Consider the following 13148-nt stretch of genomic DNA (forward strand, 5'->3'; position numbering starts at 1 on the left):
CGAATGGAATTCTTACATTAAACGCTCTTTTGTACACGATTTTTATCATACCTGGCATTATCATTCTTTAGACAATAGTGGTAATCCTATACTCTTGATTTATGAAGAAGGTGAAAATTTCATAGCCTTTCCGTTCCTCAAAAGAGTTATCCCTGATTCGCCATTTTTTGATCTAAGCTCTGTGTATGGATATCCTGGACCAATTGCAAGTAAAAAATTCGAACACCTGGATGAAGGATTGATCGATAATTTTAAAAAGTCATTTTTAAAATTTCTGAAAAACGAACAGATAGTCTCCGTATTCTCCCGATTGAACCCTTTTTTTGATCAGTATATTTTGATGAAAGAATTTGAGGGGGTTCATGAAAATGGACTTACTGTTGCACTCGATCTGAATTTACCTTTAGATGTTCAGCGTAAAAAGTACGATCGGTCTGCCAGTAGAGCGATCAAAAGGTGCCGGAATAAAGGATACTTCGTAAAGGAATCAAAACGACAGGAAGATATTGATACATTCATTGATATCTATACAGAAAACATGCGTCGAATCGGCTCCACTGAATACTATTTATTTGATAAACAATACTTTATAAACCTAATTCATTCAAAAGAGTTTGACTGCAGATTATTATTGGTTTATTTAGGTGATGAAATAACATGTGCAATGATTATCTCTTTTTCTCACGGTATTATTCAGGCACATTTGGTTGCTACTAAAACATCATATTTAAATCAATCTCCTGCAAAATTTCTAGTTGATGAAATTACTATTATTGGACGGGAAAGGGGAATGAAGTTTCTTCATCTAGGTGGGGGGCTCGGCTTTAAAGAAGATTCCCTGTTCCGATGGAAATCGGCTTTTTCAGATCTGTTCTTAAACTATAAAAGTTTCCGGTTCATTGCAAACCGCAAAGCATACAACTATTTGCTTGATAAGCGAGGAATTGATAAAAAAATAGCAATCGACTATTTCCCTTTATACAGAGCTTTCATTACCTTATTTTCCTCTCTATTATTTATCTAAAATTACGCTTATTATGAAAAAGTTATTATTTAGTAACAAAGTACATTCAAGATGGCTGATATTATTGATCGATCAGTTAATCGTAATCTGGACACTCTTTATGTCTTTATTGCTGACAAAAAAAATTGAATCTGCTGAATTGTTTTACACCAGCGATATCCTATATATAGGACTTTACAGTGTGATCTCTATTTACGTGTTTATCAACATGAGAATTCATACAGGAATCATAAGATATTCCAATACAGAAGATATCTTCCGCGTATTCATGGCGGTGCTAATAAGCAGTATTGGTTTTATGCTTATCAGTAATTTGTTTGTTGCTCCATATTTTAAACTTCCGTGGAAATGGTTTGACAAAGTACTGTTATTGAACTTTTTTATTTCTTCATCCTTGTTAATTATTTTGAGAATAGCCGTTAAACACATTTTTGGATATTTAAAAGATTTACAACCCGGAAATATAAAGGATAATATTTTAATTTATGGCACTGACAACACCTCAATTCTGGTGAAACAAGCATTGGATACCTGTCAGGAAACACCTATAAATGTGTTTGGTTTTATTGATGATGATCAGGATAAAATAAACAAACATATAGAACAAAAAAATGTATACCCGTCATTTTGCATAGAAACACTTAAGAAAAAATATGCTATCAATAAAGTTTTATTAGTTGGCAACGATCTAAATATTAATGGAAAAAAGAAAGCAATTGAAAAATGTATAGAACTGGGTATTAAAGTAGTTACAGTGCCGTCTTCTGATAAATGGCTATATGGTAAATTAAGTCCTAATCAGATACAGGACTTGAAAATTGAAGATCTTTTACAACGGGAACCTATTATCCTCAAAAAGAATAATGTATCAAAAGAGATAAGCGGAAAGAGAGTTTTGATTACCGGAGCAGCAGGCTCAATAGGCTCCGAAATTGTACGTCAGGTTTTAAACTATAATCCAGATTATATCATCCTCTGCGATCAGGCAGAAACACCTTTACACGAACTTCAGCTTGAAATTCAAGATTATTATCCCGAAGGTAAAACCAAAATATTCATGGCCAACATCCAGAACAAAAGCCGAATGAAAACACTGTTTGAAGAATTTAAACCACAGATTGTTTTTCACGCAGCGGCTTATAAACATGTTCCGATGATGGAAAATAATCCTGCAGAAGCTATATTAACCAACGTATTGGGTACGAAAAACATATCCGAGCTTTCGATAGATCATGAGGTAGAAAAGTTTATTATGATTTCTACAGACAAAGCTGTAAAACCCACTAATATTATGGGAGCTTCTAAACGTCTTGCAGAAATGTATATCCAATCGCTAAATAACAATAATATATTATCAGCTTCGGAGAATGTTAGAGCAAATTTTAAGAGTTTACTTAAACCAAAAACTAAATTTATTACGACCCGTTTCGGGAATGTTATGGGGTCAAGCGGATCTGTCATTCCGAGATTTAAAGCTCAGATAGAAAAGGGTGGCCCAATAACAGTTACCCATCCCGAAATAACCAGATATTTTATGACTATTCCTGAATCTGTACAATTGGTATTGGAAGCTGCAGCAATGGGAAATGGAGGTGAAATCTTTATTTTTGATATGGGAGACCCGGTTAAGATTGTTGATCTGGCAAAGAACATGATCAAACTTGCCGGCATGGCGCCTGATAAGGATATCAAAATTATTTTTACCGGACTACGCCCCGGAGAAAAGTTATATGAGGAGTTACTCCTTTTGGAAGAAGAAACTATTCCGACCCATCATCAAAAGATTAAAATATCTAAAATTATTGATTATAGCTTTAATTATGTTCATCAGGTTACAGAGGAATTATTGTGCTTAAATAGCATGAACAATGACTATGAAATGGTAAAAAAAATGAAAGAAATTCTACCAGATTTCATCAGTAATAATTCCAAATATGAAGAGCTAGACTTGTGTGGGGACTAATTAGATCAACTTTTACATTTTTTTATTATGGGCATACACTTAGGAAATATTCTAAAACAGGTTCTTCGAATGGAACGTATTGGGATTAGCGAATTATCCCGAAAGCTTAAAGTAAGTAGGAGAACAATATATAATTGGTTTGAACAAGAAAATTTGAATCTTCAAATTCTCTTAGAAGTTGGTAATATAATTGGACACGATTTCACGGCCGAACTACCTGAAACGTTAGTAAAAAACCATCGTCACGTGCTTAGTGCACAAGATGCTTCTTCTATAAAAAATACAGATGCCGATAATAATTCTGTTTATTTCTGGATGAATAAATATATTGGCTTGTTAGAAAAATATAATGATCTATTAAATCTCAATTCAGAGAACTCACCTTCAAATAAGAATTCAACAGGCAAAAATGGTTATTTTTTATTGTAAAGATGACCTGAAGCCTACCCTCCTATTGATAATTCTCTGCACGAATAATTATATTTTATGGGATTACTGATATTATCAATGTCCTATCTCAAAAATCATGTTATAAGCGAGAAGGAAAAAACAAACACTCAATAAAAAGGCCCCGAATCAATACTGATTGAGGGCCTCACATATAAAGCTAAACAAGTCGCCACCTAAGACTTTTCAGCTTTTATATCATTGCTTTATAGTTCCACAATCCGAATGGCAAAGCCACCACCAGGTGCAGACTTTTGCTTTAACTTACTTTTATTATTTATTTTAAGTTTTTTAATCACATAAGCCTGAGGATTGGTTTTATAATGGGCATCTGGAGCATCGGCGTAGATCGTAGCTTCATATTTTTTGCCTGCTGCTAAAAACCCAAAATCCAACATGGATTCATGTCCTTTCTCCCCGCTGACATTCCCGACAAACCATTCATTTTTACCTTTTGATTTACGGGCTATCGTTAGGTATTCTCCCGGTTCTGCTTCAAGATATAGGCTACTGTCCCAATCGACGGCGACATCTTTGATAAACTGAAAAGCATCCATAAAACGCTCATAATTCTCAGGGAGGTCGGCTGCCATCTGCAGAGGACTGTAAATGGTCACATACAAGGCCAGCTGGTTGGCTAAGGTAGAATTGACATAGGATGTATTCTTTGGATTGATTTTTTGGATGTCCATCTCAAAGATGCCCGGTGTATAGTCCATCGGTCCGCCGATAAGACGTGTAAAAGGTAAAATGGTAACATGGTTTGCACGGTTACCCCCGAATGCCTGATATTCTGTACCACGTGCAGATTCATTACCGATCAGATTTGGCCAGGTACGCGATAAGCCTGTCGGACGTACGGCCTCATGCGCATTGACCATGATCTTATACTTAGCAGCTTTCTCCAAGGCGTATTGATAATGGTTATTGATCCACTGACTATAATGATATTCGCCTCGGGGAATAATATTGCCTACATACCCACTTTTGACAGCATCATAACCATTGTCTTTCATAAATCTATAAGCGCTATCCAAATAACGCTCATAATTGCGGACTGCTCCCGAGGTCTCGTGATGCATAATCATCTTAACGCCCTTTTGCTTGGCATAATCCCGGATGCCTGCCAGATCAAAATCGGGATAAGGCGTCACAAAATCAAACACATGATCTTTGGCATTGCCAAACCAATCTTCCCAACCAATATTCCAGCCTTCAACTAATACGCCATCAAACCCGTGTTTTGCGGCGAAATCAATGTAACGTTTTACATTCGCCGTCGTAGCACCATGTTTGCCATGAGGCTTCACTTTGCTATAGTCCGTTTCACCTAGGTGTACACTAGGAAGATCATAGGTATAGGACCACTCGCTCTTTCCGGTAATCATCTCCCACCATACACCTATATATTTAGTAGGCTTTATCCACGAAGGATCTTTAATTTTAGTGGGCTCATTGAGGTTGAGCGTCATCCGGGACGCCAAAATATCGCTGGCATCATCACTCACCATAATTGTGCGCCAGGGGCTCCGAGCAGGTGTCTGCAAATTACCCTTGGTTCCATTGGCATCGGGTGTCAGCCAAGATTGAAACACAAAATTTTTGTCATCCAAATTAAGATGCATACAGGCATAATTGATTAAAGCCGCTTCGTGGATATTGATATATAGCCCGTCGTCACTTTTCATCATCAAAGCCGTCTGTACACCTGTCGGGGAAAATGGGGTCTGCGAGGCATTGGGAGTAATCGCTTTGGCCATCAATCCTCTGATCTCAGACAGACGAGACTTGGTATAATCATACTCTTGGGTATCGTAATCTCCGGGGATCCAAAAGGCTGTATGATCGCCATTCATCGCAAATTGTGTTTTTTCCTCCTTTATAACGAGATAGGCCATCTCCTTTTGTTCGGGGAATTCGTAGCGAAATCCCAAACCTTGGTCAAATAATCTGAAACGGACTACAAGTTTTCTGTTGGACGTTTTCTGTTGCAAGCTAATAACTAGTTCGTTGTAGTGGTTTCGAATCTCACTTTCTTCGCCCCAAACAGGATTCCAGCGCTCATCAACATGTTTGCTTTCTTGTGCCGTTTGTTCAAACTCGTCATACAGTGAACTGGATAACTGTTCTCTATTGCCTTCTCCCGCCGCTGAAAATTCAACTTTCTTGGTATTGCCGGTCAATTCTAGTCCCAACTTACTGGGTTTAATTACAGCTTTGCCTTTATAACTCAAGGTATACGTCGGTGCACCTGATGCATCCAGTGAAAACTGAAGACTCAATTTTCCCGAAGGCGAAAGCAGCTCTTGGGCCTGAAGTCCCAAAGTGATTAAAAATAAACTCATCAAGAGTGTAGTTTTCTTCATTTTTTATGATAATTAGTGGATTTTTATATTTTTCGGATTTCGATTATCCGTTAATTTAATGGTACAGCCCCCCTGCTGGGCATCCCATGTCCAGCTCGGCTCATTGTTCTTTAGTGTTGACGTTTGATTATTGTCCGCTAAGGCGTAGGATATGGTCTTACCATCAATGGTGACGCTATTGGGCCTGCTGTCAAGATGATAGCATAAGTAGAGCTGTCTTCCTTTGGCGGGTATGTATTCTTTATCCAGAGGCTGAATAGCTGTTTCAAAATCTCCTTCTGCTAGGGTTGTGCAGGTAAAGCGTGTCTTTGAACCAATACCTTTGAGGTAATCTTGTGTCTCACCATCGTCTTCATAAAGTTCAAATGTAGCGGACTCGCCTTCATAATTGGGGAAGATATGGATATAAAGCGGATGTAATGGATCCTGACCGATATATTGCATGATCGGCATCATGGGTACGATAGCACCTTTTTTGACAAACATTGGAATTCGATTTAGAGGTGCTCGGTACGCAATCTGTTGCCCGCCCAGATAGACCGTCTTTTTGTCATTGAAATCAATCCATTCGCCGTCGGGCAGATAGAGTTTTTTCACCCGTTCGCCTTTTTTCAGCACAGGTGCCACTAGGATTTCCTGACCAAACATAAACTGATCATTGATCCCGATAACTTGGTCGTCTTGTGGAAATTCCATAAACAACCCCCTTAATATAGGTAGACCTGTCTGATGCGCTTTGTGTGCATAGGAATAGAGATATGGAAACAATTGATATTTGAGTTCAATTGCTGTCTTGGCATTTTTTTCGGCGACCTCACCAAATAACCAGGGTTCGACTGCATTGTTGCCCTCGTGATGAGCACGGCTCAATGGATTAAAAACACCAAATTGCATCCAACGTGTATACAACTCTGCCATAGCAGGGTAATCAGTAATGTCTCCACAGTAACCTGAAATATCTGTTGTCCAGAAAGGAATACCGCCAAGACCCGCCGATAATCCGACCGCAACCTGATTGGCCAATTGGCTCCAGCCTTCGGTCACCTCGGTACCACTGCCACTATCGCCAGACCAACCAAAGGTATAGCGCTGAAGTCCGGCATAAGCTGCGCGTGTCATCTGAAAGATCCGCTTGTTGGGATTACGCTTGTCAAACTGCTCTTTCACCACCTTATCCCAAGTAAGGCCGTATACATTGTGGATCTCGGCGTGCGTGCCCAGCTGATGTTGCATATGAAGTCTATCAACATCTTCTTCATTGCTCCAGGCAGGCTCACCCATATCCGTCCAAAAACCACACACACCATCAGCCAGAGGCTTCTGCTGGAGCTGCCCCCACCAGTCGGCCACAGATGGATTTGTAAAATCAACGACACCACAATTACCGCCCCATGGCCAAGGCATATCATAAGATGTACCCGTACGACGGTCCTTGACAAAATATCCTTTTTGATGGGCCTCCTGCCACTGACTTTTATTTGCTTGCGACACCACTGGATCTTGTGAAAGAATCATCTTAAAGCCTTGTTCATTCAGCTTTTTGAGCATTCCTTTAGGATCTTTATAATTTCCTTTACGCCAGTTGAAATCTTGCAGCTCCTGTGTCCAGCCTATATCCTGATAGATGATATCACAGGGAATTTGGCGCTTTCGAAACTCGGAAGCAATCTCCAGGGCTTGATCTTCCTGTGTATAGAGTCCACGGCTCTGCGCAAAACCAAATGCCCAACTCGGCGGCATAATCGGCCTTCCGGTCAATGTGATATAGTGCTGCTGAATTTCCTTATAGTCTTTACCATAGATAAAATAGTAGATGAAGGGGCCATCCGGTGCTTCAAAGGAGTAGGATTCTGTATTGGTGGTTCCAAAGTCAAAAGCCGTTTTATAGGTATTGTCCAAAAAAATACCATAATGGTAGCTGCTCATGAAAAAAGGGATACTTTTATACAATGGATCTTCTTGACTGCTATAACAGGGTTTGTCGCTATTCCACATCTTGTAAGATCGGCCTCTTCGATTGAGTGGCCCAGTCTTTTCGCCTAGGCCAAAGAATTGTTCATCGGGACGCAGCACTTTGTGTGCCACGGTCTTGGTACCGCTCGTGCTGTGTCCAAGACTTTTATAATCACTGAAAACCAACTTTTGCCACTTATCGTAAATCAGCAATTGCATGGGATTCTTGTTGAGACGGACACGCAGCTTTCCGGTGAAAATTTCGAAGGTTGCCGGTTCGTTATTCACCTTGATTTCACCGATGTCTTCAAGCTGTTCGTGAACTACTGCAAAGGAAGAATTCTTCCTTTGCAGTTTGCCGCTGGCATCATACCAGATCCGAACAACAGAACTGCTGCAAAAATAAAGCTCCAACTTAGCACCATCGCTGCAATTGAAAATCACCTTTCGCCCCTCGATCTGATAATCTTGGCATTGTATCACTTTCGTCACCTGTCCTGATGCTCCATGAATGATGGAGATAAGGCAAAACAGCATCAAATAAAAAGAGTTTAGTTTATGCATAATAGATTTTTAATATTCGATCACAACCATGTCCCAATACTTGAGCCCCGGCAGATCGATGGTCAATTTATTTCCTGTCTGCGCTTTAGTAAGCGAAATAGCGACGCCCCCTTGCATATCGGGCGATGCCAACCATACTCGCTTGACAGTACGTATTACGTCGAGGTTGATCTGTAGGCCATTGATATTGGAGGGTTCCTGTTGAGTCCCGTTGGTATCGCGCCATTCCATTGTATTGGCATCCTTAAAATTGATTAAATGGATCACATCGCGGTTAGCAAAATGTCGTCCATAGCTGGTAATACTGCCTGAGATTGCTTTACCATTGCTGATAGTCAAAGCGTTTGTACCGGTGACACTAAAGACCGTGGCGGTACCACCGTCTCGCAATACGTTTTGGTAGGCGACCATAAAGTCATAATATTGGATCAGCTTTTCCTTTGTTGTTCCTTTAAGCTGCAGATTGTTATTTGCAAAATATTCATTGGTCAAATAATGTTCTCCCATTTCAAGGTGAGCCCCTCCATTGGCAAAAATGACCGCATTGGTCAGCAACACACCTGGCTCATTGACAAAGCCTGCCTGATTGGACTTAGCATAGTTCATATAAGCTGCTAGTACGGTGTTCTTATTGTAGTTGCCAAAACGGTCATTATCTTGGATAATTTTCACCAATTCATCGTATGATTTGTTGGGATCCCAAACTTCGGTATATAAAAAATCAACAGCAGAAGGTGCTATTCCATACTCCTGACCGTATTGATTAACTGCATTCATCACATGATACTTGCCCGGAAAAGCCTTCTTTGACGCTGCAATGAATGGGGCGTAGCTCTGGTCTAGTTTCACTTCTTTGCCACTATAGTCATATAGTTTTCCGCGGTCTCCCAACTGATCGATGTGATAGCCGTCAAAATTATAGACCGCAAATACATCTTGATGTCTTTTGTTAATATAGGTCTGCCAGACGGAGTTGCCGGGATCGACCAAATAGATATTGCTGCGAAAGGGTGCATTCAACGGATGCATATCTTTCTCTTGATGTTGATTATCCTTAAAAAGGTACCATTGTTCGGATACCCCATCACTTGCCGCATTGGACAAAGCGCCATACAACAGGTTGTAGAACATCGCTTTCATCCCTTTATCATGAGCGGCCTGAATATAGCCATCAACGGTAGATTTGTAATTGGTCCGACCGATAAGATCCAGCCAGGAATCAGCCGGATTGGATACAGAACCGGCCAAAGGTTTATGCTGATCCATCTGCCAGTCATAAAACTGGATTCCATTGATATGGAAACGGTTGAGCGTTTCGACATTGCGTTGTATTGCCTGCTGATCAAGACGTCCGTAATTGGATACAAATCCATACCGTGGAAACTTGCGCCAGTCGGAAGATACATCCACGGCTATGCTGTAGAGCGGCTTTTTAGTTATATCACCAGTTTTAAAAAGATAGACCATGTAGCCCCGAAAATCTGTCGTAGGTGGTATCCAGGTCCAGCTCGACTGTGAAAGCGGCTCCTCTTTGATCAATTCGCCCAGATAGGTATAGGCGACACTTAAATTATTGTCGGAGATAGCAGCTGTAAATGTAATCTTTTCCCCAGGTTTATAAACAGCCTTATCCGTATTGATGACAGGCTTAAAATAGGTCTGCCCATAGGTGATCGGGGCTTTGTCAATATCGTAATAGTTGTTGCAGCTCACGCTTAGAAGCATCCCGCCGGCAGCCAAAAGTCTGAATATTCGTTTCATCTGTAAATAATTATATCATGTACTCTTAAGCTTATTCCTCCATTTTGCTGATGAGGAACAAGCTTAAGATTGATTTATTGTTTGACAATTGTGACTGTTTCCTGTAGCTGATCCAGTGTGATACTGTAGGTACCCCCAGTGGTCACTTTCCACTTATTATCTGGATTGGAGCCCGATTTGCTAAAGATCATCTGCTCGGTCTGCCCTGACGGTGTCTTGCCATTTTGTGAGGCCAAAAACCATGCGCCATTCCAATCGGCCTGTTTATCGCAACTGAACTTTAATTCCCCAGCTTTGAGTGTTCCAGACCAGGTAAGTCTGTGGGGTGTATCACCGTTGACCATCGGGGTTGCTGTGGCAATATCCCAACCATTGGGCGTCGCATCGCCCACAAGATAAATAGCCGGAAACGGTGTAAAAGGAGCAATGGTAATTTTATTGGTCCGTAGATCCAACCTGATCTTATAGGTTCCTTTATTAATACGCCATTTATAATCATTCTTATTTTCACTTTCGGACCACTTGACAACAGGTAGGTCTGTTCCAACGCCTTGTTGATCTGTCTCTGGTCGCAAAAAGACAACGCTTGGATCAAAATCTGGTTTCGTTGCAATCTTAAACTCGTCTGTGCTATTACTAGAATTCAAGACGGCATGATACATAAAAATAAAGGGATCATTCGGGTCTTTCACCATAGGCTGAAAGGACCAGCCGGTAAAGCCACCCACAAACCACAATGCATCATACATGGCTCCTTCAATTTCGGTAATGGCAATAGATAGGTCGATCAGATTGACTTTGACTTGATATAAGCCAGATTTGGCAACAGTAAACGGAACATCATAAGGATCTGACTCCGACTCACGATAATAGAGCTTTTCATTGCTTGTTCCTTTATTGTACGAAGGAATAAAATTGCCCAAGGTGCTGATAAATTTAAATTCGCCCGGGCTCAATACGCCTTGCCATATAAAGGCTCCTGGTGTACCCTGTATTTGATTCATCTTACTTGCTTTATGCGCATCCCAGCCATTGCTGGTAGCATTGCCCAACATATAGAGGGTTTCGGTGATCGGCCTATAGGTTTTGACTTTTAAACTAAGTATTTGAGACAGCTGTGTTGCGCTTTGTCCGCCTTGGATCTCTGCAGTAACACGAGCTTCCAGCTCTGCTCCGCTTCCTGGTGTGATGCCAAGCTTTTCAATTAACAATTGATTAAAATCTTTGGTAACATATCGTTGAGACCGCAATCCTTTCTCAAAAGTAGTGCTAATGGAAGGCTTAAAATCCTTACCTTTTTCACCGATTTCAAGGGTATACTTGATGGCTGCATTCGTTCCAAAATTAGAACCCGATGTCCAGTCGAATACGACAGCTTCCTGCTCCGGGGCGGCAACATTCAATACAATATCTGATGTTGAGACACTGAGTTCTAAAGGACCATCGGGATAGATGACATTGCCAAAATCGTCTTTACAGGACTGACAGAACAAGGACGAAATCAAGATCAAATTGATAATATAATATAGTCTTTTCATCTTTTTAAATTTGTTAGTTGGTTAATTACCAAAGGGATTTAATAACCTGGATTCTGCTTCAAATTTGGATTGGCGTCAATCTCAACTTGAGGAATGGGTAACAACAAATGTTTTGCGGTCGCATTGAGCTTGCCGATGCTGTGCAGAAAGTTAAGCGCATACTGTCCATTGTCCCAGCGAATCATATCAAACCAGCGTTTTCCTTCAAAAGCAAGTTCTATTCTTCTTTCGTGACGGATCTTGTCACGCATATCAGCTTGGGAAAGTCCTGTAATTGACTTTTTGTCGGTCAAACCTGCTCGTTGGCGCACCAAATACAGGGGATCCACCGCTTGAGCCGTATTGCCAAGTTCATTGAGTGCCTCAGCCTTCATCAATAGCACGTCTGCATAACGTAACACAACGATATTGGCTGCATTGGTATTGTAATCGGGTGAAATGGACAATGGAACCAAAAATTTGCGCACGTTATATCCTGTGGACGACATATTGGATTTGTAGGCCTTACCGTCGAAAAGTGGTCCTCCTTCATACAAAACAGTTTTATCTTTGCGCAAGTCTCCAGTTTCGTATTGGGAGACAAACTCAGCCGTTGGCTGATTCCAACCGTAGCCACCGCCCACCCAGCCGGAATTGCGTGGTCCCATATAGGTACTCAGCCAGTTTGCCTGATTTTCATCATCCCAAAATCCGGCCTTGGTAAGTCCATAATATTGTACTTCAAAGAGCGATTCGGCTGTATTTTTATGACGAGGCTCAGCCCCAAAACAATCACTATAGTCTGCATTAAGCACATACCCCAGCGACTCGACTTGATTGCATTGATCAATGCACAACTGATATTGTTTTAGCGTGAGGTAAACTTTTGCCAAAAGGCCTGCCGCAGCTCCTTTACTGACGCGTCCCTTATCCTGATCGGCATATTCCTCACGACGTGGTAACAGTGTAATGGCTTCCTTAAGGTCTGGTACTATAACTTCCTTATAGATGCGTTCTTTGCTCACGCGAGCCGGTTTAAGATCATCTCCAGGTTTTGCAGGTACCAATGAAAGTGGCACATCGCCAAACAGCTGAACCAAAATAAAATAATAGTTCGCTCGGAGGAATTTGGCTTCACCGATCAATCTGTTTTTCAATTGGAGATCTATATCCATCGAAGGGACATTTTCCAAGACGGTATTACAATATAAAATACCAGGATTGGGTCCTCGCCAAAGATCAACCGCCGAGAAATTGTCGGGGCCAGTGGAAAAATTGGACAGTTGGATCGTTTCTATTCCGTCATCGCCACCACCTGCGCCCACGGCACTATTCCCGGCCATAATGTCTAATGACCATATCCGCATATTGTATAATTTGGGTCGTTGGAGTGGCTGATATGCCGCATTGATCATTGCAACGGCAGCGGAAGCATCCTTGACGGATTCGGCACTGGGATCCTCAAGAGGTTCTTTATCCAAAAATTTTGAACATGAGCCCAACAAAAGGGGCATCGCCGCAAGAGCCATATAAAATATTTTTTTCATCATCAC

At 41.0% G+C, this 13148-nt stretch carries 8 protein-coding genes; 3 read left to right on the forward strand and 5 right to left on the reverse strand.

What is annotated here, in order from left to right; genetic code table 11:
* From B4G94_RS23910 to B4G94_RS23920, 3 genes are all read left to right on the forward strand, one after another.
* The coding region (locus B4G94_RS23910) for a GNAT family N-acetyltransferase (protein WP_286862509.1) at positions 1-1024 on the forward strand (1024 nt) is incomplete at its 5' end.
* Between the two features lie 13 nt (positions 1025-1037).
* Positions 1038-2987 (forward strand): nucleoside-diphosphate sugar epimerase/dehydratase, encoded by a 1950-nt coding sequence (locus tag B4G94_RS23915; protein ID WP_286862511.1) that lies wholly within the window; start codon positions 1038-1040, stop codon positions 2985-2987.
* A 69-nt stretch (positions 2988-3056) separates the two neighbouring features.
* Positions 3057-3416: a hypothetical protein gene (locus B4G94_RS23920; protein ID WP_286862512.1), complete on the forward strand. Its 360-nt coding sequence runs from the start codon at positions 3057-3059 to the stop codon at positions 3414-3416.
* A 224-nt stretch (positions 3417-3640) separates the two neighbouring features.
* Here the strand turns inward: B4G94_RS23920 and B4G94_RS23925 are convergent, their stop codons facing one another.
* The 5 genes from B4G94_RS23925 to B4G94_RS23945 form a co-directional block, all read right to left on the reverse strand.
* On the reverse strand, positions 3641-5800 hold the full coding sequence (locus B4G94_RS23925; RefSeq protein ID WP_286862514.1) for a glycoside hydrolase family 97 protein: 2160 nt from the start codon (positions 5798-5800) through the stop codon (positions 3641-3643).
* A 12-nt stretch (positions 5801-5812) separates the two neighbouring features.
* Positions 5813-8317 carry a glycoside hydrolase family 31 protein gene (locus B4G94_RS23930; RefSeq protein WP_286862515.1) on the reverse strand — a complete coding sequence of 835 codons (2505 nt, stop codon included), beginning with the start codon at positions 8315-8317 and terminating at the stop codon, positions 5813-5815.
* 9 nt (positions 8318-8326) lie between these two features.
* On the reverse strand, positions 8327-10078 hold the full coding sequence (locus B4G94_RS23935) for a glycoside hydrolase family 66 protein (RefSeq protein WP_286862516.1): 1752 nt from the start codon (positions 10076-10078) through the stop codon (positions 8327-8329).
* 74 nt (positions 10079-10152) lie between these two features.
* Positions 10153-11616 (reverse strand): SusF/SusE family outer membrane protein, encoded by a 1464-nt coding sequence (locus tag B4G94_RS23940; protein ID WP_286862518.1) that lies wholly within the window; start codon positions 11614-11616, stop codon positions 10153-10155.
* 38 nt (positions 11617-11654) lie between these two features.
* The gene (locus tag B4G94_RS23945; RefSeq protein ID WP_286862519.1) at positions 11655-13145 is read right to left on the reverse strand and encodes a RagB/SusD family nutrient uptake outer membrane protein; all 1491 of its coding nucleotides are present in this window, start codon (positions 13143-13145) and stop codon (positions 11655-11657) included.
* Positions 13146-13148: the final 3 nt, after the last annotated feature.

Origin of the sequence: Sphingobacterium sp. UBA7625 (genome assembly GCF_002484085.1) — a bacterium.
GTDB lineage: Bacteria > Bacteroidota > Bacteroidia > Sphingobacteriales > Sphingobacteriaceae > Sphingobacterium > Sphingobacterium athyrii.